Annotated in this window: 20 protein-coding genes and 1 pseudogene; 10 read left to right on the top strand and 11 right to left on the bottom strand. The window is 59.6% G+C overall.

Annotated elements, in window-relative coordinates; genetic code table 11:
* Positions 1–9 precede the first annotated feature (9 nt).
* Genes B0G81_RS38870 through B0G81_RS38845 form a run of 6 tightly spaced genes read left to right on the top strand, consistent with a single transcriptional unit; the run spans position 10 to position 6,333 of the window.
* Complete coding sequence (locus tag B0G81_RS38870) at positions 10–1,065, top strand: ABC transporter substrate-binding protein (protein WP_134143475.1); 1,056 nt, start codon at positions 10–12, stop codon at positions 1,063–1,065.
* A 17-nt stretch (positions 1,066–1,082) separates the two neighbouring features.
* The gene (locus B0G81_RS38865) at positions 1,083–1,982 is read left to right on the top strand and encodes an ABC transporter permease (protein ID WP_166679178.1); all 900 of its coding nucleotides are present in this window, start codon (positions 1,083–1,085) and stop codon (positions 1,980–1,982) included.
* Positions 1,979–2,785 (top strand): ABC transporter permease, encoded by an 807-nt coding sequence (locus tag B0G81_RS38860; RefSeq protein WP_134143473.1) that lies wholly within the window; start codon positions 1,979–1,981, stop codon positions 2,783–2,785. The genes B0G81_RS38865 and B0G81_RS38860 overlap by 4 nt, the downstream gene beginning before the upstream one ends.
* A gap of 24 nt (positions 2,786–2,809) precedes the next feature.
* Positions 2,810–4,435 carry a class I adenylate-forming enzyme family protein gene (locus B0G81_RS38855; protein WP_134143472.1) on the top strand — a complete coding sequence of 542 codons (1,626 nt, stop codon included), beginning with the start codon at positions 2,810–2,812 and terminating at the stop codon, positions 4,433–4,435.
* A 29-nt stretch (positions 4,436–4,464) separates the two neighbouring features.
* Entirely contained in the window at positions 4,465–5,304 is an 840-nt protein-coding gene (locus B0G81_RS38850; protein WP_243856839.1) for an enoyl-CoA hydratase/isomerase family protein, read from the top strand.
* A 30-nt stretch (positions 5,305–5,334) separates the two neighbouring features.
* Positions 5,335–6,333, top strand: coding sequence for an MDR family oxidoreductase (locus B0G81_RS38845; protein ID WP_134143471.1), 999 nt, complete (start codon positions 5,335–5,337; stop codon positions 6,331–6,333).
* Between the two features lie 309 nt (positions 6,334–6,642).
* Here B0G81_RS38845 and B0G81_RS38835 read toward each other — a convergent pair whose 3' ends face one another.
* The 5 genes and pseudogenes from B0G81_RS38835 to B0G81_RS38815 form a co-directional block, all read right to left on the bottom strand.
* On the bottom strand, positions 6,643–6,987 hold the full coding sequence (locus tag B0G81_RS38835) for a hypothetical protein (RefSeq protein WP_134143470.1): 345 nt from the start codon (positions 6,985–6,987) through the stop codon (positions 6,643–6,645).
* Between the two features lie 30 nt (positions 6,988–7,017).
* Positions 7,018–7,683, bottom strand: a pseudogene (locus B0G81_RS45045) (hypothetical protein).
* Positions 7,684–7,969: 286 nt separating this feature from the next.
* Positions 7,970–8,866 (bottom strand): ABC transporter permease, encoded by an 897-nt coding sequence (locus tag B0G81_RS38825; RefSeq protein ID WP_134143469.1) that lies wholly within the window; start codon positions 8,864–8,866, stop codon positions 7,970–7,972.
* Positions 8,863–9,819, bottom strand: a complete 957-nt coding sequence (locus B0G81_RS38820) for an ABC transporter permease (RefSeq protein ID WP_134143468.1) — start codon at positions 9,817–9,819, stop codon at positions 8,863–8,865. The genes B0G81_RS38825 and B0G81_RS38820 overlap by 4 nt, the downstream gene beginning before the upstream one ends.
* Before the next feature lie 26 nt (positions 9,820–9,845).
* Positions 9,846–11,549 carry a peptide ABC transporter substrate-binding protein gene (locus B0G81_RS38815; RefSeq protein WP_134143467.1) on the bottom strand — a complete coding sequence of 568 codons (1,704 nt, stop codon included), beginning with the start codon at positions 11,547–11,549 and terminating at the stop codon, positions 9,846–9,848.
* A 256-nt stretch (positions 11,550–11,805) separates the two neighbouring features.
* Here B0G81_RS38815 and B0G81_RS38810 point away from each other — a divergent pair, with 256 nt between their 5' ends.
* The 4 genes from B0G81_RS38810 (at position 11,806) to B0G81_RS38795 (ending at position 16,189) form a co-directional block, all read left to right on the top strand.
* Positions 11,806–12,423, top strand: coding sequence for a cupin domain-containing protein (locus B0G81_RS38810; protein WP_134143466.1), 618 nt, complete (start codon positions 11,806–11,808; stop codon positions 12,421–12,423).
* Between the two features lie 76 nt (positions 12,424–12,499).
* Complete coding sequence (locus B0G81_RS38805; RefSeq protein ID WP_134143465.1) at positions 12,500–12,844, top strand: RidA family protein; 345 nt, start codon at positions 12,500–12,502, stop codon at positions 12,842–12,844.
* Between the two features lie 48 nt (positions 12,845–12,892).
* Positions 12,893–14,317 carry an FAD-dependent oxidoreductase gene (locus tag B0G81_RS38800; protein ID WP_134143464.1) on the top strand — a complete coding sequence of 475 codons (1,425 nt, stop codon included), beginning with the start codon at positions 12,893–12,895 and terminating at the stop codon, positions 14,315–14,317.
* 69 nt (positions 14,318–14,386) lie between these two features.
* Entirely contained in the window at positions 14,387–16,189 is a 1,803-nt protein-coding gene (locus B0G81_RS38795) for an ABC transporter ATP-binding protein (protein WP_134143463.1), read from the top strand.
* 554 nt (positions 16,190–16,743) lie between these two features.
* Here the strand turns inward: B0G81_RS38795 and B0G81_RS38790 are convergent.
* The 6 genes from B0G81_RS38790 to B0G81_RS38765 all read right to left on the bottom strand — a co-directional run bounded on the left by B0G81_RS38790 (position 16,744) and on the right by B0G81_RS38765 (position 23,792).
* Positions 16,744–17,475: an IS6 family transposase gene (locus tag B0G81_RS38790; protein ID WP_134143462.1), complete on the bottom strand. Its 732-nt coding sequence runs from the start codon at positions 17,473–17,475 to the stop codon at positions 16,744–16,746.
* Positions 17,476–17,784: 309 nt separating this feature from the next.
* Complete coding sequence (locus B0G81_RS38785) at positions 17,785–18,813, bottom strand: extracellular solute-binding protein (protein WP_166679177.1); 1,029 nt, start codon at positions 18,811–18,813, stop codon at positions 17,785–17,787.
* Between the two features lie 375 nt (positions 18,814–19,188).
* The gene (locus B0G81_RS38780) at positions 19,189–19,983 is read right to left on the bottom strand and encodes a glucose 1-dehydrogenase (protein ID WP_134143460.1); all 795 of its coding nucleotides are present in this window, start codon (positions 19,981–19,983) and stop codon (positions 19,189–19,191) included.
* 125 nt (positions 19,984–20,108) lie between these two features.
* A complete protein-coding gene (locus B0G81_RS38775) occupies positions 20,109–20,960 on the bottom strand; it encodes an acyl-CoA thioesterase II (RefSeq protein ID WP_134143459.1) in 852 nt (283 codons plus the stop codon).
* Between the two features lie 85 nt (positions 20,961–21,045).
* Positions 21,046–22,158 (bottom strand): ABC transporter ATP-binding protein, encoded by a 1,113-nt coding sequence (locus B0G81_RS38770; RefSeq protein ID WP_134143458.1) that lies wholly within the window; start codon positions 22,156–22,158, stop codon positions 21,046–21,048.
* Positions 22,155–23,792: an iron ABC transporter permease gene (locus B0G81_RS38765; RefSeq protein WP_166679176.1), complete on the bottom strand. Its 1,638-nt coding sequence runs from the start codon at positions 23,790–23,792 to the stop codon at positions 22,155–22,157. The genes B0G81_RS38770 and B0G81_RS38765 overlap by 4 nt, the downstream gene beginning before the upstream one ends.
* Between the last annotated feature and the right edge of the window lie 18 nt (positions 23,793–23,810).

Below are 23,810 nucleotides of genomic sequence, written 5' to 3'. Positions count from 1 at the left end.
GAGTTGTCGATGACATCACTCTGTTCAAAGCTGATGCGCGGCGCGCTGGTGACGCTTACCCTCGTGGCCGCGCATGCACGTGCCGAATCGCTCGTGCTCGCCAACTATGGCGGTGCTTGGGCCACTTTGCTGAAAACAGTCTGCACGGATCCCTTCATGAAGGAAACCGGTATTAACGTCACACAGGCATCGACCGGGGATTCGCTCGCGCAGATACGCGTTCAGCAAACGACGGGAAACGTCCTGTGGGACATCTCGCCGACCGAGGGCGCTTCACTGCCAGTTGCGCAGGACAACAAGTGGCTGCTTCCTATCGCCTGGAAGATCGTCGATCCGGACAATAAACTCGCGCCCATCGCCCGGCAGCCCTATGCGATCGGCGCAATTGCCTATACAACGGCGCTGGCTTATCGGACGGATAAGGTCCCTCCCGGCAAGAAGTTCAACGGCTGGAACGACTTCTGGGACACGAAGAATTTCCCGGGTCCCAGGTCTTTGCGTGACTCGCCGATGGAGAACCTCGAATTCGCACTCATCGCCGATGGCGTACCCGTAAACCGGGTTTATGAGGCACTGAAGGCACCAGGCGGGATCGACCGGGCGTTCCGCAAGCTCGACAAAATCAAGCCGGCCATTACCGTGTGGTGGACTACCGGGCAGCAGCCAGTACAACTGCTTGCGACCGGCGATGCCTATTATGTAACTGCTTTCAACGGCCGTATCAGCCAGTTGCAGAGGGAAAATGTGCCAGTGTCAATTGTCTGGAACGGTGGTTCGCAGACGGTCAGCTATTACTCGATCCAGAAGGGGGCGCAGAACCCAAAAGCCGCAATGCAGTTCATGAAGTTCTGCTGGAACGATCCGCAGCGTCTGGCACAGATTGCACGTGGCCTGCCGTACTCGGGCTTCAACGCCGACATGTACAAGTACCTCAGTGCTGATGAAGCGAAGGCCTTGCCGACCGCGTCGGTTAACGCGCCGCTGCAATTCACCTTCGACGCGAATTTCTGGGCGGCTCACCAGAAAGAACTGTTTGCGCGCTGGCAAGCATGGCGGCTTAAATGACTGTGAGAGAGGCGAGCATGACATCAACCCCGGTGCCGGTTGACGAGCCTGCGGCGCGTCAAGCGGTTTTTCGTCGGTCCATGCAATGGCGGTACTGGCCGTTGATACCCGCCGCGCTGCTATTCGTCTTTATCTTCGTCGTGCCTGTCGGCGAGGTCGCGATCTGGAGCGTGCGCGGGGAGGACGGGTGGACATTGGCGAACTTCGCGCCGGTTTTGTCGGACGGAGCGTATCGCACCATCCTGCTAAGTACGCTGCGCCTGTCGATGACAGTCGGTATCGCCTGTGTGATTTTAGGCTATCCGGTCGCCTATTTTCTTGTCACTCGATCGCCACGCCAGCAGCGCCTGCTGCTGTTGTTCATCACGATTCCGCTGTGGGTCAGTGTTCTGATTCGCACCTACAGCTGGATCGTGCTGCTGGGGCGGGAAGGGCTCGTCAACAGTCTCGTCGCGGCACTCGGCCTTTCCGATACGCCTTTGCATCTGCTTTACACGCGCGGCGCCGTGTATGCGGCGATGATTCAGGTGCTATTGCCCATTGCCATCCTGACGATGTTCTCGTCGATGTCTACCATCAACCGCTCGCTGCTGAGTGCCGCGCGCATTCTCGGCGCGACGCCCGCACGCGCGTTCGTCAAGGTATTCATGCCGCTGAGCGCAAGTGGCGCGGTGTCGGCGGGCATGCTGACCTTCGTGCTCGCACTGGGCTTTTTCATCACTCCGGCGCTGGTAGGCGGACCGAAGGACTCGATGATCGCCAACCTGATCGCCCAGCAGATCAGCGAAACGCTCGACTGGGGGCTAGGCTCCGCACTGGGCATGACGCTGCTCGTGGCAGGCCTCATCGTGGTCGCGGCGGCAAGTATCCTGCTGCGACGCTTTACCGCGCTCACAACCGAAGGAGGATCGCGATGACTCCGCTCGACGAACGCTTGTACCGGGCGTGGCTATTGCCTGTTTATGTAGCACTGGTCCTGGCCTTTCTCGTGCTGCCCGTGTGCCTCGTGATTCCCATGTCGGTCAGCGAGACGAGCTACCTCAGGTTTCCACCGACGGGCTTCACCCTGAAATGGTTCGCGAGCTACCTGAATAGTCCCGGCTGGATCGCGGCGACGCTGCGCAGCGTCGCGATCGGCTTCTGGGCGTCGCTGGTCGCGACCGTGCTCGGCACCTTGTCGGCGCTTGCGTTGCGGCGGTCCACAGGCTGGGATCGCCTGATCGGCGGTGCATTTCTGAGCCCGCAGGTCGTGCCGGTGATCATTGTCGCGCTTGGCATCATGCTGATCTACAACCGCTTTCATTTATACGGTTCGATGATCGGTATCGTGATGGCGCACGGCATGCTCGCGTTGCCGTTCGTCGTGATCAACGTGTCGGGCGCTTTACGTCAGCGCGGCGAGACGCTGGCGCTCGCCGCGCGGGTGATGGGTGCAAACCCGGCGCAGGCGTTCTGGTTTGTCACGTTGCCCTCGCTGCGCGCGTCGATCGTCACATCGGCGATCTTCGCCTTCTTTGTGTCGTTCGATGAGCTCGTGGTCGCACTCTTTATCATGGGCCGCAACGAGACGTTGCCGATGCGTATCTGGGCGAATGTTCGTGACGACCTCACGCCCGTGGTGGCCGCGGTCGCGACGGTTCTGATCGTCGTCACTGTCGCCGGTGTTCTTTTTTCGGAGTGGGTGATGCACAAGCCCGCGCGCTCCGAACGAACCAGCTAGTTTTTCAATCGTCACAAGGCTCTTATGTTTGCCAATTTCGATACCGAAAATCCCGCGTCGCTGCGCCGGCGCGTGGAGTCGATGGTCTTCCCCGAGTCGATCTATGACCAGTTGCAGGAGACGGTGGCCGCGCACGGCGATAAGCCTGCATGGCATTTCATCGACAGCGCCCAGCAACGGACGTGGCGCGAAGTGCTCGCGGGCGTGGATCACACCGCCGCGGCGCTCACCCGACTTGGCATTGTGCCCGGTGCGCACGTCGCGGTCATGACCTGGAACTGTGAGGAGTTCGCCCTGACATGGCTCGCGCTTGCACGTCAGCAGGCGGTCATCGTGCCGGTCAATGCGACCTATACCGCGCGCGAGATCGATTATGTGCTGCAGACCTCGGACGCAACCTTCCTTGTGATCGATGCCGAGTTTCTGCCGCGTCTGGCCGAACTGCCAGCGCTGCGAGTCGACTGGCGCAACGTCGTCGTCGTGGGCGGAAAAGGCCCGGAAGGCTCGCACGAATGGGCGTCGCTACTCGATGCCACCGAGGGGTTGCAGGCTCCCAATGTGCGCCGCCATCGGGACAACCTGATCAATCTGCAGTACACGTCCGGGACGACGGGCTTTTCGAAGGCATGCATGCTGACGCATGATTACTGGCTGATTCTTGCGCATACGTCAACACAGTTCTTTGGGACGCCGCTGTCGCGCTTCTATGTCGGGTCCAGTCTCTTCTACATGGTCGGGCAACGCATTTTTCTGAACGCGATGGTGAGCGGCGGCTGCGCGTTCCTGCCGCGCAAATCAGGCGCGAAGCGCTTCATGCGCGATGTCGCCGCTTATGAGTGTGACTATTGCGCGCTATTCGATATGGTCTACAAGCAACCGCCATCACCCGTAGACGCTCGCAATTCGCTGAAGATCGCGACGATCTTCGCCTTTTCGCCCGCGCATCATCGTGACTTCGAACAACGCTTCGACGTGCGCGGCCAGGAATACTACGGCATGACGGAGATCGGTGGCGCGGCTTACGTGCCGGCCAACGCACTTGAACGGATGAGTGGTTCGGGCAGTTGCGGGATCGCGGCGCCTTTTCGTGAACTCAAGGTTGCCAACGAAGCCGGGCATGCGGTCGCGCCCGGCGTCCCTGGAGAGTTGATGGTGCGCGGACGCGGCTTGTTCAAAGGGTATTACAAGCAACCGGAAGCCACCGAGGATGCCTATTGCGGCGAGTGGTTCCGCACGGGGGACATCGCGCGGCAGGACGAAGACGGCTACGTCTACATCATCGGGAGAATGAAGGACATGGTCCGGCGCAATGGCGAAAATATTTCGGCTCGCGAGGTGGAAAGCGTACTTCGCAGCATGCCCGAGATTCAGGACGCGGCGGTGATCGCTGTGCCTGATCCGTATCACGAAGAAGAGGTGAAGGCATACATTCAGCTGGCGCCGGGCGCGAGTGCTGAAACGGTGACGCCACAGCGCATTATCGACTATTGCAAGCCGCTGCTCGCAACGTTCAAGTTGCCGCGGTATGTCGAATATCGCGAATCGCTTCCCCTGACCGACTCGCAGCGAGTGCAGAAAAAAGTATTGCGCACAGAGAAGGCCGATTTGCGGGTTGGCGCATATGACTTGAAAGAGCGCTGCTGGCGCTGACCGACACGCAAAAACACCGAACCAAACAAATGCAAAGCACACTGACTCACACCGACGAATATAGCGGCCCCAGCCGCATGACCGAAAACGGAGCAGCCATGGCCGAAATTCGCACGACGACGCATAATGCAATCCGCATCGTAACCATATCCAATGAACGTAAGCGCAACGCGTTCGAAGGTTTGATGTCGCAAGAGCTTTTGTCCCAGTTTGAACTCGCCGACGCGGATCCGGCAATTCGCGCGGTCGTCGTCACCGGTGCAGGCGATCTCGCGTTCTCGAGCGGACACGACCTCAACGATCTATCGACGGGAGCCAGTTCGGATGCCGATGGCATGGACGAAGGTCCTGTGCTCAAGCCGATGAGCATGAAGAAGCCCGTGATCGCCGCGATCAACGGGCACTGTTATGCGGCAGCGCTGATGCTGGCGATGTCGTGTGACTTGCGCGTGGCGAGCGAGAACGCTACCTTCGGATCGCCCGGCGCACGCTTGGGCATGCTGCCCGAAGGAGGTCAGATCGGAAGGCTGCCATTGCTGATGGGCCGCTCCGCCGCACTCGAAATGATGTTGACCGGCGCGCCTTTGTCTGCAAAAGACGCCTTCAGGAGTGGCTTTGTGAGCCGTCTGGTGCCCGTGGGCGGGGCGCTATCGACCGCGTTGACGTTGGCAGAAGCGATCGGCGGCAATGCGCCCGCTGTCGTCAGCGCTATCAAGCAAGGCGTCCTGCTCGCGGAAACGTCGGGCGTCGCCCAAGCTGAACAATTCGAGCGGTCGACGGCGCGTATGCTCCAGAAGGAATCGGATGCGGCCGAGGGTGTGAAGGCGTTTTTGGAAAAGCGTAAGCCGGTCTTCACCAACGTCGCCTGAACTGCCTGAGCCAATCACGGAGAATCATTGATGTCATTCAAAGCTGTGTATCTTCAGAAGGACGAAAGCGGAAGCTTTTCGGCCGCGCTCGACACACTCGACGACAGCGCGCTCGATGGCAACTCACTAGCCGAAGGCGACGTGCTCCTCCGCGTGATGCATTCGACGCTCAACTATAAGGATGGCCTTGCAATCGGCAACCTTTCCCCAGTCGTTCGTAAATGGCCGATGGTGGCGGGGATCGATGGCGCAGGAGAAGTGCTCGAATCCAGCGATCCCCGCTGGATAGCAGGTGATCTGGCGTTCATCAATGGTTGGGGGCTGGGCGAAGCGCATTGGGGCTGTCTCGCCGAAAAGGCGCGCTTGCCCGGCAGTTGGCTGCAATCCGTACCCTCGACGATGTCGACCGCCGATTGCATGTCAATTGGCACCGCCGGCTACACGGCGATGCTCTGCTGCATGGCGCTGCAAAGAAACGGCGTGCGGCCCGAGGACGGCGAAATTCTGGTGACTGGTGCGACCGGCGGCGTAGGCACGTTCGCCATTTCGTTGCTGAGTTCGTGGGGATATACGGTTGTTGGTTCGACCGGCAAGCCGGAGGAGGGCGAATTTCTCCGGGCGCTTGGTGCGTCATCTCTGATCGCGCGCGAGACGCTTTCAGGTTCCGGCAAGCCGCTTCAAAAGGAGCGTTGGGCGGGCGTCGTCGATAGCGTCGGGTCGCATTCGCTCGCAAACGCGTGTGCGCAGACCCGATACGGTGGTTCCGTTGCAGCCTGCGGTTTGGCCCAGGGGATGGATTTCCCCGCAACGATGGCTCCGTTCATTCTGCGAGGCGTCAGTCTGGTGGGCGTCGATTCGGTCATGTGCCCAATGGAGCGGCGCGCAGAAGCGTGGAGCAGACTGGCCGAGGAACTGGACCGAAAAAAGCTGGCGCAGATCACGAAGACAATTGAGCTTGATGACGTGATTGAGACAGCAGGACGATTTGGCGCTGGGAAACTCACCGGCCGTGTCGTGGTAAATATCTGACATTGACCGCCCGCGGGCGGCAAGTCGGTGGAACCCGAACTAGAATCCGAGAAAGTTTCCCCGCATATCGCGTTCAACACTGCGATACAGCGCGCTGGACGATTTTATCTTCCAGCGCGGCAATCCCCAATTGGCGCTGATTACCGTCCGGCTCCGGTACGTACCTTGCCGAAACACGTCAAGGCGTCCGCGCCGGAGACGCATTGCGTTGGAGCGCAAAGCGTGACTCTCGGAGCAGTCCGCCGTTACGTGCTGCAGATGCCCTGCGCCGTGAACCGTTCCGCCTTCCGCCAGCTTGCAGCTTGTCCTTCACCGAGGCGCTTCAGAAAACGGAAAAATAGAGCAGGGCAGCAACCGACGAAAAACCGCCAGAATCTGGACAAGGTACTGTTGCCGTGCCACGGCGTTTGTCAACGCGGGTGAGCCAGAGGGCACCGCATCGTCGGCACGGAAATCGCAAAGCATCGCGCCGACAAAGTTGCTCGCCCACAGACCGGTCGCGCAAGAAAAATCAAACAGCAAGCGAGCCTCTGAATGCGACCGACTGAGCTTTGGGTCGACCAGTTGACTTTTGACCAGTAGGACTACTGCCTGTTTTCCGGAGATGCTTAGCGGAATTTGGTCACCTTCAGGGGTCATGGCGATACCGGACAAGGCAATTTCAGCAGAAGGTCCGCTTCGGACTTATCCGATGACCCGGTCGACGACATCGCACAAGCGCTTCAGACGGTCCGTTGCGTCGCCCGCCAGTTCCCGTTGCATGTCTGCCGTACCGATTACGTTGCGCCAGACAGCGCGGCCTGCCAAGAAGCCAGACGCACCCTCTCGACACGCCCATTCCACCGCGACCGGGAAGTCGTCCGGAGCAACCCCTGAGGAAAGAACCACCCAAGGACCTTTCACAAACTTGGTGATCTCGGCGCACTCGTCGCGCACGATGCGCTCGCCGCCCTTACCGTGGCGCGGTACCTCTGCCTTATAAAGGTCGGCACCCATAGCGCCGAGTTCGCGCGCAGCCGCGACGATTCCTTTATTTGTGTCCTAGGTCCAGACGTCACGGGCCTTCTTCGACACAGGTTCGATGATGCTGATCAGACCGGCGGCTTGGCACCGTGCAACGAAGTCGGCAACCATCGCTTGACGACGCTCAGCTGGCTCGTCAGGACGCCACGACACCAGCAGCTTGAGCGCTACCGCACCATCTCCTTTCACCGACGCCGGCCGCACTTCCTCGTCGATCTCGACGTCAGCCACAAGTTCGTCCGTACTGGGGATAAAGCGATCCGCAGCGGCAATCAAACCGCAGCTCGGAGCGACGACTCTTTCATTCCACGCTGCCTTCGTGCCCACGCGTATGTCTCTTAAGTGGGGCGTTCGCGGACGGTCGTTCGGTTGCTCTCCCAACGAACAAGCATGTCTGCGATGCACCGCATCAGCATTGCTTCGGGCGTCGAAATCATCGTCGTTGATGAAGACGAATGAAGCTTAGCGGTGAGTTAAGGCTTCGATTTTAGCAGCGCTGGAGAGTGAAGCCGCCACATTTACTTACGTACCTGTCGTCTGCCGAGGAAGTGGCGAATGCTACAGCGTTGCAAGCGCTTGGCTCGCAGCTCCGCACAGATCAAACGGGGCGGTCCTACGTCTCATTTCGAGGATCAAGCGCATCTCGCAGGCCGTCCCCGACGAAGTTGAAGCTCGTTACGGCCAGCGTGATCGCCAGGCCGGGAACGATGGCGAGCCACGGCGCGCTCGTCAGATACGTCTGCGCGTTGTCCAGCATGTTTCCCCAGCTCGGCGTGGGCGGCTGGATGCCGAAGCCGAGAAACGAGATATAGCTTTCCGCGAGGATTGCGTAGGCGACATTCAGCGTCGCTGCGACGACGATCGGCGCGGCCGCGTTCGGCAACAGCTCGCGGAACATGATGCGCGAGTGCGACGAGCCCATCGACAGCGCGGCCAGCGCGAAGTCGCGCGTTTTCAGTGAGCGAATCTGCGCTTCGACGACGCGTGCGACTTCCATCCATGTCGTGATCGCGATGAGAAAGACGATCGACGGAACGGACGGGGAGATGATCGCGGAGATCGCCAGCAGCAAGAAGATCGACGGAAAGCACAGCACACCGTCGACCAGACGCATCAGCGCAGTGCCGACGAAGCCGCCGAAATATCCGGCGATCAGCCCCACGCATACGCCGATCACCATACTGATCGACATCGCAAAGAAGCCGATCGACAGCGAAATGCGGCCGGCCATCAAGAGCCGCGCGAGCACGTCGCGGCCCAGCGGATCGGTGCCGAGAATGTGCGCGCCCGAGAACGGCGGTAACAGCCGATGCCGGATGTCGATGTAGGTATCGGTATAGGCGAGTAGCGACGGACCGGCGACGCACGCGAGCGCCATTAGCACGATGCAGAGGGCGCCGAAGATCGCCAGTTTGTGACGGCAGAAGCGGCCCAGCGCCGGGCTCATGCCGACGGCTTTGCTTGGGTTTGTGACGGACGGTTCGGTGGCCACGGTGGATGTCTCGCTCATCGATGGTCGCCGGCGATGCGGGGATCCGCGAAACCATACAGCAGATCGGCGATCAGGTTGCCAAGCAGCACGAGCACGGCGCTAAACATCAGGATGCCCATCACGGTCGGATAGTCACGGTAGCTGATGGAATCGAAGAAGAGCCGCCCAATGCCGGGCCAGGTGAACACCGTCTCGGTCACGAGCGCGCCGGACAGCAGCGTCGGCACGTGCAGGCCGGTGATGGTGATCATCGGCAGGAGCGCGTTGCGCAGCGCGTGGCGCATGACGATCTGATATTCGGGCACGCCCTTGGCGCGCGCGGTGCGGATGTAATCCTGATTGATCACTTCGAGCATCGAAGAGCGCATATAGCGGCTCCACGCTGCGGTCGTTACCAGCGCGAGCACCACGCACGGTCCGATCAGGTGATGCACGTAGTCGAAAAATGAGCCGTCGCCTTCGGTCATCCGGTTGCCGGCGGGCAGCCAGTTCAGATGCACGGCGAACACGTAGATGACGACGATCCCGAACCAGAACGTCGGAATCGACAACGCGATCATAGCGCCCACGGTGGCGATCGAATCGAACAGCGAATAGCGCCGCACCGCGCCGAGAATGCCGATGCACGCGCCGATGAACATCGCGAGCAAGGTCGAGCAGAACATCAGTTCGAGCGTCGCGCCGATGTGCGAGGCAATGATCGACGTGACCGCGTGCTGATCGCGATAGGACAGGCCCCAGTCGCCCTTGAGCATGCGCCACAGCCACTCGACGTACTGGATCGGCAACGGGCGATCGAGACCGAGCTGCGCCGACAGGCGGTCCAGATCAGCCTGGCTCATATCGCCGGAGGCCGCGAACTGCGATAGCGGGCCGCCCGGGGCGAGATGCAGGATTACGAAGCCTATCACCGATACGATCAGAAGCAGCACCACGGAGTGGATCGCGCGGCGGGCGAGAAAAGGCAGCATGGGTGCGGTCCTCTATGGGTCGATGTCTAGCTCTTCATCTTCCACGACCACTCGTTCATGTTCCAGCAGTTCTGACGCTGGTTCACGTTTGGGCGATAGCCGAGCAGATTGTCTTTCATGCCCTCGATGAACGAGTATTGGAAGAGCGGCAGGATCGGCAGTTCCTCGCGCACGATGATCTGCAACTGGCGGTAGATGTCCTCGCGTTTGGCCTGATCGAAGGTCGCTTCACCGTCGGCCATCAGCCTGTCGGCGGCGGCGTTCGACCATTGCATGTAGTTGCCGCCGCTGCCGCCCTTGAGCGGGATCGCGCTGGAACTGAAGCGGTTGGCAGGATCGGGATCGGCGCCGGTCCGGAACGATGTGCCGACCAGCAGCGACTGGAACTGTGAGCGCGAATAGAACTCTCCCCAAATGATCGCGGCCGGCATGTTCCTGATCTTCATCGACACGCCGATGTCCTGCCAGTCCTGCATGATCAGCTGCTGGCACTGCTCGCGCAACACGTTGCCAGTGGTGGTCGACATGTCGAACTGGAGTGGCACGCCGTTCTTGCTGCGCATGCCGTTCGAGCCCCTCATCCAGCCGGCCGCGTCGAGCATTTTGTTCGCGGCGGCGGCGTTCTTGCTCTGCTTCGGTAGACCCGGAAAATACGCCCACGACTCCATGGGAATGAACGATTCGGTCGGCTTCATGACGCCGTAGTAGATCGCGTCGATGATACCCTGCTTGTCGAGCGCCGTGTACAGCGCCTGACGCACGGACTTGTCGGCGAACGCCTTGTTGCCGAGGTTCGGCATCACGACTTCGAGATTGCCGTTGGTCGAGAGCGCGATCTTGCGTCCCGGCAGGTGGGACGCTTCCTGATAGTAGTTCGCCGGAATGCCGGGCACCGGGACGAAGTCCACCTGGCCGGTGCGGAACTGCGTGTAGAGCGCGGTGAGATCAGGAATGTACTTCAGCACGACCTTCTCGAGGAACGGTCCCTTGCCGTGATAGCGCTCATTGGCGACCAGCGTGATGTTATCGCCGGGCGTGCGCGTGCCCCACCTGAACGGGCCGGTGCCGACCGGCGCGTTGTTAAACGGCGCAGTGTTCGGATCGGAGGCTTTGCCGAGGATATGCTTCGGCACGATCTGAGTGTTGGCGAGCAGCGCGAAGTACGGCGAATAGGCGCGTTCCATGTGCCACGAGATCTCGTTCGGTCCTTTGACGACGATGTCCTTGACGAGGTTGTGGCCGATGCGCGCGCGCGACCGAAAGGCCGGCGCGTTGATCAGTTCAATCGAATATTTGACGTCCTCGGCGGTGAACTTCGTGCCGTCGTGCCACAGCACGTCGTTGCGCAGCTTGACGGTCCACGTCTTGCCGCCGTCGGTGATGCCGCCGTTGGCTTCGCTCGGAATATCGACGGCGAGATCGGGGCGCAGGGAGCCGTCCGGTTCGGCCGTCCAGAGCGTGCTAAACACGTTGGTCCAGATTACCTCGTCGCATTCGACGCCCGGCATCAGCGGATTGAAGGCGGTCGGTTCCTGCGACATACCGACCACCACCATGCCCGCGCGTTTGCCCGCGGCCGCCGCCGATGCGCTCGCGTCGGCGGCGAACGCTGGCAGCGAGAGCGCGGACAACCCGGCCAGCGCGCCTACGCTTTGCCCGAGAAATTTGCGTCGATCGAGCGAGACGGCATCCGTTCTGATCGTTGCTGGGGTGTTCGGCACTCTTTTCATCACGTCTCTCTGGTTTGACCGCGATCGATGCTCGGCCCGGAGACGCGCTCGTCGGCTTCAGGCGATTAAAACCAGTTTCAATAAATTAAAAATTGATGTCAAGACCGATTGGGCTATCGAAAACCCTAAATGGGTGATTCTCCGTGCTGAGTTACCATGGCGAAAGGCTTCTAGGTCATCGGACGATGCGTGACGAAGATCGGGCAGGCGCTTTTGTCCGGCTTCGGATTCAATAAAGTGAATACAGGCGTCAAAAATGGCAACAGCAAGACTCGGCGAGTCTGACACCGAGGATCAGGACGAGCGCGCGGAATCGATTGAGATCGGCCGGCGGCTCAAGCATCTGCGGTCGGTGCGCGGTCTCACGATCACGGATCTGGCGGGCAGGTCCGGCGTGTCCGCTGGCCGGATCAGCCAGATCGAGCGCGGGCAATCCAATCCGTCCATCAACACGTTGCAGAAGCTGCGCACGGTGCTGGGGGTGACACTGTGGGCGTTTCTCGAAGACGACGGCGTGGCGGCTACACGCGAATCGCCGCACCTTCGCCGGCGCGAGAATCGGCCGTGCATCGTGTCCGGCACCAATCAGTTCACCAAGGAGCTGTTGTCGCCGACCGACAACGACGAGCTGCGATTCATGATCCTGACGCTGCCGCCCGGCGCGCAAAGCGACGACGTGCTGACCGGTCCCGGCGACAAGGGCGGCTACGTGCTGTCGGGCAAGGTGAGGCTGACGATCGGCAACGAAACGCTCGAAGTGCGCGACGGCGACAGCTTCCAGTTCAAGAGCACGATCGCGCATCAGATCAGCAATCCGTGGCAGGAAGAAGCGAAGGTGCTCTGGATCATCAACATACGCGATTCACACGTCTAGCCCGCGGCGCACGACTCGACGCATTCGACGCTCGCCGTGGATCTCCACGACTTACCCACCCATAAAAGGCTTTCCGATGATCAAGCGTCACGAAGTGACTGGACGTCTCAGCAAGGCACTGGTTGCGAACGGCTTCGCGTTTCTGTCGGGTCTCACCGCAAAAAATCGAGACGGCGACGTGAAGGCGCAGACCGTCGACATCCTCGCGCAGATCGACGAGTATCTGCGCGAAGTCGGCACCGACAAGACGCGCATCGCGGTCGCCAACATCTGGCTGAAAGACATCGCGCAATTCGCCGAGATGAACGAGGCGTGGGAAGCCTGGGTCGATCACGATCAGCCGCCGGCTCGCGCCACCGTCGAATCGCGGCTCGCCCACGACAAGATCCTCGTGGAAATCCAGGTGCAGGCGGTGGTCTGAGCTGCGTCGCTTTCCGTTCCTTTCGCTCAACGTGTCTTGGCGGACAACATGCATCCATCGAGTGCTAAGCCCCACGATCCTTCCTGGTGGTTCGACGAAGCGCTGCGCAACGAGCGCGGCCAGCCCGACGCGCCACCGCTTTCCGGACCGCTCACGGTCGATGTCGCGATCGTCGGCGGCGGGTTCACGGGCCTGTGGACCGCGCTCGCGTTGCGTGAGCGCGCGCCGCATCTATCGGTCGCGCTGATCGAGGCGTCGCTATGCGGCTCGGGCGCAAGCGGCAAGAACGGCGGCAAGGTTCACGGCTACTGGGCGTCGCTCGCCGGTATGGCCGCCAACATCGGACCCGACGGCGCGCTGGCCGTCGCCCGCGCAGGCACGCGCGCGCAGGACGGCATCAGAGCGTTCGCCACCGCGCCCGGGCGCGACGTGTGGTGGCGCGAGAGCGGCAACGTGCGCGTGTCCGCCGCTGCGGCGCAGGACGCCAAGCTAACTACGTATGTCGAGACGGCGCGCCATCTCGGCGTGCCGGAAAGCGTGCAGCCGCTGACTCCCGAGCAGGTCGCCGAGCATTGCCGCTCGCCGGTGTTTCGCGGCGGCCTGTTCTTTCCCGAAGGCGCGAACGTTCAGCCCGCGCGGCTCGCGCGCGAACTGCGCCGGGCGGCGATTGCGGCGGGCGTGATGGTGTTCGAGAAGACGCCGATGACACGGATCGACGCCGGCACGCCCAACCGCGTCGTGTGTCCAAACGGTGAGATCGTCGCAAAGGAAGTGGTGCTCGCGACCAACATCGAGCTGGTCAAGCGCAAGGAAATCGCGCCGCTGATGACGGTGTTCTCGTCGTACGCGCTAATGACGCAGCCCGCGCCGGAAAAGCTTGCCTCGATGAACTGGAACCGCGACGAAGGCATCGCCGATCTGCGGATGTTCGTGCATTACTTCCGCAAGACGATCGACGGCCGCGTGCTGATGGGTTCCGGTTCCGGGCCGATCAGCTTCGGCGGCGACACGGCGAATCCGCAGCTGACCACGGACGCCGCGTCGGCCGGACGCGCCGAGCGCGGCTTGCGGCGCCTGCTGCCCGCGTTCGCCGATGTCGCGATCGATCGCGTGTGGGGCGGCGGCATCGACGTGTCGTTCGATCGCCTACCGGTCTTCCGCACGGTGTCGGGTACGCGGGTCCACTACGGCTGCGGTTATTCGGGACACGGCGTCAATCCGACGTACATCGGCGGCCAGTGTCTCGCGTCGCTCGTGCTCGGCACGAAAGACGAGTGGAGCAGCCTGCCGCTCTGCACGCGCGAGCTGAGGTCGCTCCCGCCCGAGCCGTTTCGCTATGTCGGCGGTCGCTTCGTTCGCTGGGGCATTCTGGGTTGTGAGGAGGCCGAGGAGTTTGGCAAAAGCGCGGGGTTTCTCCCGCGCGTCGCCGCGGCGATCCCCAAGACGTTCGGCTTGCGGATCGGCACGCGCTAACGTTTAAGCGACGAATTTTATGCAACACGGAAATCAGCGTCTTATCGCTGTGCACAGGAACGAACGCTCATGACTTCACCGGTATTGTCGGTCTCGGATCTGTCGACTTCATTTCGAGTGGGCGGCGTCTGGCGCTCCGTCGTGGAGGGGATTTCGTTCGACATGGCGCCGGGCGAAACGCTCGCGATCGTCGGCGAATCAGGCTCTGGCAAGAGCGTCACGGCGCTGTCGATCATGCAGCTGACGAGCCGCGTGACCAGTCGCATCCAAGGCAGCGTCAGGCTCAACGGACGCGAGCTGCTCGGGCTCGAAACGATGCGCGAGATCCGCGGCAACGAGATCGGCATGATCTTCCAGGAGCCGATGATGTCGCTCAATCCGGTGCTGCCGGTCGGGTTCCAGATCGCCGAATCGCTGGTGCTGCATCGCGGTCTGTCGAAAAGCGCAGCAGACGCCGAGTCCGTCCGTCTGCTCGACAAGGTGCGTATTCCGGCCGCCGCCTCGCGCGTGCGCGACTATCCGCACGCGTTCTCGGGCGGCATGCGTCAGCGCGTGATGATCGCGCTGGCGCTCGCGTGCAAGCCGAAACTGCTGATCGCCGATGAACCGACGACCGCGCTGGACGTGACGATACAGGCGCAGGTGCTCGATCTGATCAAGAGCCTGCAGGCAGAAGACGGCATGTCGGTGCTGTTCATCACGCACGACATGGGCGTGGTTGCGGAGATCGCCGATCGGGTGATGGTGATGTACGACGGCCGCGAGGTCGAATCGAACACGACCGAGATGATTTTCCGCGAGCCGTCCAAGCCGTACACACGCGCGCTGCTATCCGCCGTGCCGCGGCTCGGCTCGATGGCGGGACGCAAAGCGCCGCTGCGCTTTCCGGCAGTCAATCGCGAGACCGGCCGCTCGGACGTGCCGGCCGAGTCACCCGATACGGTGCGCGCGGGCACGCAGCCGGTGCTCAAGGTGAGCGCGCTGACGACGCGCTTCGATATCCGCTCCGGACTGCTCGGCAAGGTCAGGGGACGCGTGCACGCGGTGGAGAACATTTCGTTCGCGGTGCAGCCGGGTGAGACGCTCGCGCTGGTGGGCGAATCGGGATGCGGCAAATCGACGACGGGCCGCTCGCTGATGTGCCTGAACGAGCCGCTCGCAGGTTCCGTCGAGCTCGACGGGATCGATCTGCTCAAGCTGAAGGGCGAGCGCCGGCGCGAGAAGCGGCGCGGAATCCAGATGATCTTTCAAGATCCGTTCGCGTCGCTCAATCCGCGCGCCACGGTCGGCGCGATCATCGCCGAACCGTTGCTGGCGAACGGACTCGCGAACCGGCAGGACGCGCACGCGCTCGCCATGCAGCTGCTGCGTCAGGTCGGACTGTCGCCCGATATGGCCGATCGATATCCGCACGAGTTTTCCGGCGGTCAGCGGCAACGCATCTGCATCGCGCGCGTGCTCGCGCTGGAGCCGAAGCTGATAATCGCGGACGAAGCGGTGTCGGCGCTGGACGTGTCTGTGAAAGCGCAGGTGGTCAATCTGATGCTCGATCTGCAGGCGCGCATCGGCCTCGCGTATCTGTTCATTTCGCACGACATGGCCGTCGTCGAGCGCATCAGTCATCGCGTCGCCGTGATGTATCTCGGCGAGATCGTTGAGATCGGGCCGCGTGACGCCGTGTTCGGCGATCCGCAGCATCCTTACACGAAGCGTCTGCTCGCCGCGGTGCCGGTCGCCGATCCAGCGCAGCGCAACCGACGACGCCAACTGGCGGCCGACGAAATTAGAAGCCCGGTACGTGCCGCCGATTTCTCGCCGGCGGTGAGACGGTATCGGAAGGTGTCGACAGATCACATAGTGATGGAGTTGTGAAGTCCGTCACAGGCCGGCGCGCAGCGTCTCCCCTTACGCTTGGTTGGCGCGCTTGAACTGCAGCGGCGTGTCCGTCGTGAGACGTCCAAGCTGTTCTATCATGGGGGTCGACCGATAGCTGCTAATTTGGCAAACCGCCGTAACGGGCGGCGTCGCGCTGTCGGGCGCTTGCAGCGCCGGCATGCAGCTGCTCGAATGTTGGCGATCGCTGTGAACTCACGAACAAACTCACCCTGCGGATGGCCACTCTAGTCCGAAACGCGTCTCGCGGGTCGCAACATGGCGACCGGCGGCAACGGGTTGCCCGCTGCCAATCGCATGCGTGCGGCGTTCGGGTTGCCGATGCGCTTCGCATCAGGCGGCGGTCGGGCCAACAAGGGACATTCAGTTCGATTCTTACGGAGACGCCTAGCGGCCGTTCGGCAATAGAGACCGGGCATCCAGATATCGACTTGATCTCTCAATGCACAGCCACGCAGCTGGCAGTGGCGGTAACGGCTCTGTCAAGTTGAAGGCCGTAGACCATCTGAGTGGCTCAAACATAGTTATCCTTATCAGATAACTTTCCCGACTGCTGAAGAGACGGTCCAGGCATGCCATGTGGCAAGGCGCTCTTTGAGTATGGCGCGATGAGATGCCGCGTTCATCTGATGTCTGGACAACGCGAAGTGCTGCCGGATCGGGCCGAAGCACGAGAGAAACGCCTGCGTGCGACCCACATCCCGAAAGCCGCACATCTGGCGTTCGCGCCTGCGGGTCGGCTGGTGGCTGTTCTCGGCACGGTTGTTCACGCGAGCAGCCGCTTTGACAGAAACGTGCTTTACGTGGGCGAGCTCCGGAATTTCAGCCTTCGCCGCCGGATAACTGCGCAGCTGGTCGGTGACGATCCTGCGCGGCACAGGGTTTGAACGTAGCACCCGTCGGAAGAAGCGCTTTGCCGCGGTCTTGTCGCGTCGCTTTTGCACCAGCACGTCGAGTTCGGCGCCATGCTCGTCGACCGCACGCCACAATAGATACGGCTCGCCGCGCAGCGTCACGAACATCTCGTCCAGATGCCAGGTCCTGCCCGGCTTCCGCCGCACTGCCTTGGAGTACTGGGCGAATTCAGCGCCGAACTTGTCGCACCAGCAACGGATTGTTTCGTACGTGACCACGACACCGCGCTCGAGCAGCAACTCCTCGATGTCGCGCAGGCTCAGGCTGAACCGGAAATACCAGCGAACCGCGCAGCTGATCACGATAGCAGGGAAGCGGTGGCCGTGATAAAGCGATTTCGTTTTTTTCATGGGCTCATTCTACCGCCGCCTACCCATCAACCTGACAGCGCCCTACGGACCGGTTGCCTCGTTGCAGGACCTTTGCCAGCGCCTGCTCCCTGAATTCGACAGAATACGTCTGTTTGGCATTCAACCTGCACCTCTGAGTTCTTCAAATTAAGAAAATCAGAGGCGACATCTAGTGTGACGCAGGGGGAGCAGCTCAATACAGCATACTGACCTGCGAAAACGGGCCGGACATAAGCGTGCTGCCTTTACCTGAAAGCCAAAAATCGCAACACTGTTTGCAATCCGGGAGGCGTCCACATAAGACCTTTCCTAATTGTTTGTCTCTTTCGCCCACTGTTTGCAAACGCGGTCCATATTCTTTGTCGCCCAGTCGTGATCGTACTTCACCGTTCTAATAGATGAGAGAGCGGGCATCCCTTCGAGTGGAGGGACACTGGAACTGACCGGAAGCAGATATCCAAGCCTGGGCGCCGCCTGCTGCACATAATCGCTCTGCAGGAAATCAATAAATCTGCGCGCGGCGTCAGGATTAGGTCCCCCTTTAACGATACCGGCAACCCAAACGGAGACCGCATTGTCTTGGGGAATCGCATAGCCTAGCTTCTGGCCACGGCCCATCGTGGCGGCTAGCACGTTGTTAGACCATGCGACACCAATCGTACCTTCGCCACGCTCTACCAGAGCGACCGGTAGCGAAGCAGATGCTGTGTATTGCGCGATATTGTTGTTAAGCTTGCGCGCGTACTCCCATGCGTTTGCTTCCCCCAGCCGGAAAATTTGCGTGATGTACATTACGGCTCCCATCGCCGTAGTCTGAGGGTTGGGTACTATTACTTTGCCCTTGAACGCCGGGTTCAGCAGATCTTGCCAGGAGGTTGGGGGCTGAACTCCTTTGAGTGATGAATCAGATGCAAACTGCTCTTTGTTCCAAAATATGGTCGGGACGATAGCAAACCAGCCGTGCATGTAGCCGTCGTTATCGGCATAGCCGCGTTGCACAAACTGGGGGGTTTCGGTCTTCGCTTTGTATGGCTCAATCAATCCTTCTGACTTGAGTTTTTGAAGGAAGTCAACTGTCGTATCCACGATCACATCTGCTCGAGGCCGATTCTTTTCGGTCTCAATCCGGGCGATCATAGTTCCATTTGCAGGGATGACCAACATGTCGACATCGATCCCGGTCTGGCGAGTAAATTCTTGCTTTAGTGCGCTAGTGAACCGCTCCTCGTTGATGCCCGTGTACACCACGATCTTATCTTTCGCCCAGGCAGGTGCGCTGACGGCAAGCACCATAAGCATCCCTGCAATCGTGCTTTTTAGAACTGCAAACTTACACATGGTTCGTTTTCCTCCTCTGTTTTTGTCGATGGCTCGGGGGCTATCAACTATGTTCAACGCCTTTCCTTGCATTGGACGATGTAGGACGCTACTTTAGCTGTCGGAAAAGGTCGCCTTTCCAGTCCACCTCTACGCGCAGAAGAGGCCGTCTCATGCCCTATTTGGAGTGACAACCTTGGTTTTCCGATTACAGTTGATCTCCACGAAAATCTCTGCGAGCTCCGTAGCCGCTTTCTTATTCGCATTTGCGGCGGATTATCGAGCCTGATGATAAGAGGGGCCGTCGCGTGCCCCGAATAGCCTGTACGCGCAGCCATTATCCGATCAGTGTTTAAGTCTCGCGTATGGGCCGAACCTTGCCGCTCGCAACACCTTTTACGCCATCGCACCGCCGTCGATGACCAAGCTCGACCCGGTCATGAAGCCTGCGTCGTCCGATGCCAAAAATACCACCGCAGTGGCAATGTCGGCCGGCATCGCAACCCTCTTAATCGGAAGCGACGCCGCGATAGCCTGGCGAGCTGCTTCGAGTGCTGCCGGATCGTTGAGATCGGCCTTGCGATGCTGCGCGGCCATCTCTGTTTCCACTGGACCGGGATGCACGGAATTGACCCGGATGCGGTATCCCTTGTTACCAAATTCAATCGCCGTGGACTTGGTAAAGGTCGTGATGCCACCTTTGGTCATGGAATAAAGAGGATCGACGGATGACCCCTTGAGGCCGACGGTCGAAGACATGTTAATGATCGCGCTGCCTTGAGAACTGGTCCTTGCTTTTTCCCGCAAGGCAGGAAGCGCAAGCTTAGTGCCCAAGAAGACGCCTGCGAGGTTGACCGAGCAGATCCTCTGCCAGTCGGAATAGGTTGCTTCCTCGCAGCTTTTGGCGAGATAAACACCGGCATTGTTGACGAGCACGTCGAGACCGCTATAGCGAGCGACTGTCGCCTCGATCGCCGCGGTCCAGTCGTCCTCCCGGCTCACATCCAGATGAACGAAGAAAGCTTTGCCGCCATCGAGATGTATCTCCTGCGCGATTGCTTCACCGGTCTCGTCATGAATGTCCGCGATGACGACGCTCGCCCCCTCTCGGGCCATGAGCCGTACCGTCGCGGCGCCGATACCGCTTGCCGCACCGGTAACCAACGTGATTTTGCCATCAAGTCGCTTCATATACACACTCCGAAACTCACCGGCTCAGCCGATCGGACGAGCTTGATCCAGTAGTCGTAAGGCCAGCCTAATCGGCAGCATGCCCGTTGGAATTTTTGTTCACTTGCGCTTCATATAGCCGTAGATCAGATCAATCGGATAAGGCCTTCCTGCGCTGTCGACGCAACGAGGATGCCATCCTCCATAAAAATTTGGCTACGCGCCAAGCCTAGGCTGGCGGAGGCAGAAGGGCTATCCTGGCTACAAAGGAGCCATTGAGAGACGTCGACGTCACGATGAAACCACATGGAATGATCGAGGCTTGCTGTCTCAATCTCGTCGTCAAGGGCCGTGCGGCCGTGCGGCAGTGTTGTAACTTCCAAAAGCGTCAAATCGGAAACGTAAGCGAGAACTGCTGATTGAATCAAAGGACGCTGCGGTACTTTGCCAACTATTTTGAGCCATATGTTTTGTTGTGGCGCTCTTTCTGTTTGGTTCAGATAATGGTCAACACCGAGTGGCCGCACGTCGACGGGGTGGGGACGGTTCCAAAACTCCACCACCTTTCGCGGCAGGTTTCGAGGATTTGATGCGAGTTGATCTTGACGGCTCAAAAGCTCTGCCGGTCGTTTGACCGCAGGCATTCGAGACTGGTGCTCAAGGCCGGGTTGCTGCGCTTGAAACGATGCATTCATGGTGAACAATAGACGGTTGTTCTGTCGAGCGTTGACCTGTCGGGTTGAAAACGTTCGACCACTGCTTAAAACTGAAGCTTCGAACTCGATTGGCGCGGCCGGTTTGCCTGGCCGCAGAAAGCTTGCGTGGAGAGAATGGATACGGCGGGTAGTCTCGTCGCAGCGTTGAGCGGCAATAATCGCTTGGGCAACGACCTGTCCACCGAAGACCCTAGTTGCGTCCATGTCGAGGCTTTTGCCCTTAAACTTGCACGGGCCTGTCCGCTCCAAGTTCAGTACTTCAATCAAGCCGGAGACGTCCATAGTCCGGATCCTCAATGATTTTTTCGCAAATGCCGGCCCGCGGGATATTCGCCGCAGGCTGATTGAGATGGTTCGCGAAACGGTCTCAGTGCGCTGGCAATAAGTGAAGCCTGTCTGGCGCTAAGGCTAACGTGACTTCGCCAACGAGTTCGCGTGAGGTGAGAGCGTGATCATCGACGATTACTAGGCCTTGCGATGTCTCGACCGAATATCGGGCCATGCTGCCAAGGAAGGTGCGGTCTACCAAGCGTCCTCGCAGCATTGGAACATCGACCTGCGATGTATGCTCAACAATAGAAATCGCCTCCGGTCGAACCATCAGGGTGGCTTTACCGGTGATGTCTCCGGTCTGTACCGAGATAGACACATCACCGACTTTGACGAGACCCCGCTCAATAACTTTTGCATCAAGAAAGTTCGCTAATCCGACAAACTCGGCAACATAGCGGGAGGCGGGGCGCGCGTAGATATCTTCGGGTGCTCCAACTTGTGAAATTCGACCGCTACCCATTACCGCGATTTGATGCGAGATTGACATTGCCTCTTCTTGATCGTGGGTCACGAACACCATCGTTTTACCGAGTACCTTCTGCAGCCGCACGATCTCTTCGCGTAACCGGACACGCAATTTGGCGTCGAGATTCGACAATGGTTCGTCGAGCAACAGTACCTCGGGGTCGACTGCCAGTGCGCGGGCTAACGCTACTCGCTGTTGCTGGCCGCCGGACAGCTGATGCGGATGCTTACCAGCTGCGGCAGAAAGCCCGACGAGTTCGAGCATTTCGCCAATGCGTGCTTTCGCTTGGTTTGCCGGGGTGCGACGCATACGCAATCCGTATCCGACGTTGTCGGCGACGGTCAAATGCGGGAACAAGGCGTACTCTTGGAATACCATTGTCATCCGCCGCTTGTTCGGCGGCAAATGAACGATGCTTTCACCATCCAGGGTGATATCCCCAGAGCTCGGCTGATACAGACCGGCCAGCAATCTCAACGTCGTGGACTTGCCGCAGCCGGAGGGTCCGAGCAGGGTTGTAATCTGCCCCCTTGGGATATCAAGCGATACCCGGTCCACCGCATTCAAGTTTCCCAGCGACTTACTTAGCTCGATGAAGCGAACATGCGGCGTGGCGCTTGTTTGCTTAGATGCGCTTGCAGTCATTAACTGTATGGTGGTTTCAAGTGTTGATGTATTCATAACTGACTCCCACGGGCCGGAGCACCAAACCAACGAGTGATGGCTTCGACTAATCCGACACAAACAAAGGTGATGGCCAACAGCGCCGTTGTCAGCGCCGCCCCCGCGCTCCAGTTCGAACTACCAATCATCCGGAGTACTTCAGCCGAGATCAGTACCTGACCTGGAGCGATCATGAAGACGACGACACTCACATTCGATACTGATCGAATGAAAGACTGGACGAAAGACCCCACCAGGCTGCGTGAAAGAAGCGGAATATAGACATCCGTGATAAGGCGCAACTCGGTGGCGCCTAGATCACGCGCTGAATCTTCGATGCTTCGGTGAATCTGGCCTAGCGCTCCCTTCGTCGCTTGATACGCCTGAGGCAAATGCCAGAAGCCGAGTGCGATCACCATAATCCAGATGGTCCCAGCAAGCTCGATTGGAGGTCCGTTGAAAGCCACCAAAAATCCAACGCCAACAAATACACCGGGCAAAGCACCGGGTAGGACGGCCAGAAAATCAAGTGCACCTCTGAACCAAAGCGAGCGAGTATGTAAAAACGCGATAATCTGCCCAGTAATAGCGGTTACTAAACCAGCCAAAACACTGACTATCAGAGTGATGCGGAATTCATCTAGGTATGAGAGAACGCCAAACCAATGGCGAAGCGTCAAGGACCAGTCACTTCCCCATTGATTAAACAGGCCGGCCAATATTATTCCAGCATATAAAATTATAACCAATGCGCATGTAAGCGAGCACACCGCGACCACTATCCATTTAATTAGAATCGGAGTTGAGATTTGATCAACATCAGAGCCTCGGCCGGTAACCGTGGTGAATACGCGATTACCCAGCAGCGCACGGCTCGCAAGAAAAAGGCCCACGGCTGGGATCATCAGAATCGATACGATCACCGCTGCTCCTTGGAGATCACCCAAGCCGTCCATCTTGATCCAGGCTTCAGTCGCCAGTACCGGATAGTTCCCGGCGATAACAACAGCATTACCGAAGTCCGCAAGTACTGTCATGGCGACGACCAACATCGCTCCCACAATGCCGTGCCATGCCAGAGGAACCAAAACTGTTCGTAGTGCCGCAGTTTCGCTTGCTCCGAGCGTGAGTGCTGCCTGTTCCAGTCCGGGATGAATGCCCTCAAGAACACCGCGGATAATCGCGGTGGACAGTGGAAACATGCCGATAGTCTGAGCCAGCCAAAGACCGTGCCAACCGAAAATATTGACGTGCAGGCCAAACAAATGATAAGTGATCAATCCCTGCCGTCCGAAGACGAGCACGTACGCAAATGCAACCATAAACGGCGGCGCAAAAAGCGGAAGCATGCCCACAGTGCGAAACACGTTGCGAAAGGGGATATCCCGGCGGGTTGCGGCGAATGCAAATACAAGGCCGAGAACCGTTGCCGTCGTTGTAGAAAGAAGTGTAATCACGAGACTATTTCGCGCCGCCTGTAGCGTCCGTGAATTCGTGAGGACCTCGACCACATGGTCGAAACCCGGTGTGATCAGCACCTTGACCGTCGGGTAGATGACAAAAATGGCAAGCGCACAAAGGGTTGCTAAATAAAGAAGCATCACCGCCGGGTCAACAGCAGGTCGACCTCTGCGGGTCACGGGAAAGCTCATGTTAAACCTCATGTCGGG

It is taken from the genome of Paraburkholderia sp. BL6665CI2N2, assembly GCF_004366535.1.
GTDB lineage: Bacteria > Pseudomonadota > Gammaproteobacteria > Burkholderiales > Burkholderiaceae > Paraburkholderia.
Note: the sequence above shows the minus strand (reverse complement) of the source record. Positions and strands in the feature narration are given on the sequence as shown.

Excerpts from the sequence above, each read along its gene's own strand:
- B0G81_RS38775 (WP_134143459.1), bottom strand. The coding sequence starts at position 20,960 with ATGGACGTCTCCGGCTTGATTGAAGTACTGAACTTGGAGCGGACAGGC.
- B0G81_RS38805 (WP_134143465.1), top strand. The coding sequence starts at position 12,500 with ATGATCAAGCGTCACGAAGTGACTGGACGTCTCAGCAAGGCACTGGTT.
- B0G81_RS38780 (WP_134143460.1), bottom strand. The coding sequence starts at position 19,983 with ATGAAGCGACTTGATGGCAAAATCACGTTGGTTACCGGTGCGGCAAGC.
- B0G81_RS38820 (WP_134143468.1), bottom strand. The coding sequence starts at position 9,819 with ATGCTGCCTTTTCTCGCCCGCCGCGCGATCCACTCCGTGGTGCTGCTT.
- B0G81_RS38870 (WP_134143475.1), top strand. The coding sequence starts at position 10 with ATGACATCACTCTGTTCAAAGCTGATGCGCGGCGCGCTGGTGACGCTT.
- B0G81_RS38825 (WP_134143469.1), bottom strand. The coding sequence starts at position 8,866 with ATGAGCGAGACATCCACCGTGGCCACCGAACCGTCCGTCACAAACCCA.
- B0G81_RS38770 (WP_134143458.1), bottom strand. The coding sequence starts at position 22,158 with ATGAATACATCAACACTTGAAACCACCATACAGTTAATGACTGCAAGC.
- B0G81_RS38855 (WP_134143472.1), top strand. The coding sequence starts at position 2,810 with ATGTTTGCCAATTTCGATACCGAAAATCCCGCGTCGCTGCGCCGGCGC.
- B0G81_RS38765 (WP_166679176.1), bottom strand. The coding sequence starts at position 23,792 with ATGAGCTTTCCCGTGACCCGCAGAGGTCGACCTGCTGTTGACCCGGCG.
- B0G81_RS38810 (WP_134143466.1), top strand. The coding sequence starts at position 11,806 with ATGGCAACAGCAAGACTCGGCGAGTCTGACACCGAGGATCAGGACGAG.
- B0G81_RS38785 (WP_166679177.1), bottom strand. The coding sequence starts at position 18,813 with ATGTGTAAGTTTGCAGTTCTAAAAAGCACGATTGCAGGGATGCTTATG.
- B0G81_RS38795 (WP_134143463.1), top strand. The coding sequence starts at position 14,387 with ATGACTTCACCGGTATTGTCGGTCTCGGATCTGTCGACTTCATTTCGA.
- B0G81_RS38850 (WP_243856839.1), top strand. The coding sequence starts at position 4,465 with ATGCAAAGCACACTGACTCACACCGACGAATATAGCGGCCCCAGCCGC.
- B0G81_RS38845 (WP_134143471.1), top strand. The coding sequence starts at position 5,335 with ATGTCATTCAAAGCTGTGTATCTTCAGAAGGACGAAAGCGGAAGCTTT.
- B0G81_RS38790 (WP_134143462.1), bottom strand. The coding sequence starts at position 17,475 with ATGAAAAAAACGAAATCGCTTTATCACGGCCACCGCTTCCCTGCTATC.
- B0G81_RS38865 (WP_166679178.1), top strand. The coding sequence starts at position 1,083 with ATGACATCAACCCCGGTGCCGGTTGACGAGCCTGCGGCGCGTCAAGCG.
- B0G81_RS38800 (WP_134143464.1), top strand. The coding sequence starts at position 12,893 with ATGCATCCATCGAGTGCTAAGCCCCACGATCCTTCCTGGTGGTTCGAC.
- B0G81_RS38860 (WP_134143473.1), top strand. The coding sequence starts at position 1,979 with ATGACTCCGCTCGACGAACGCTTGTACCGGGCGTGGCTATTGCCTGTT.
- B0G81_RS38815 (WP_134143467.1), bottom strand. The coding sequence starts at position 11,549 with ATGAAAAGAGTGCCGAACACCCCAGCAACGATCAGAACGGATGCCGTC.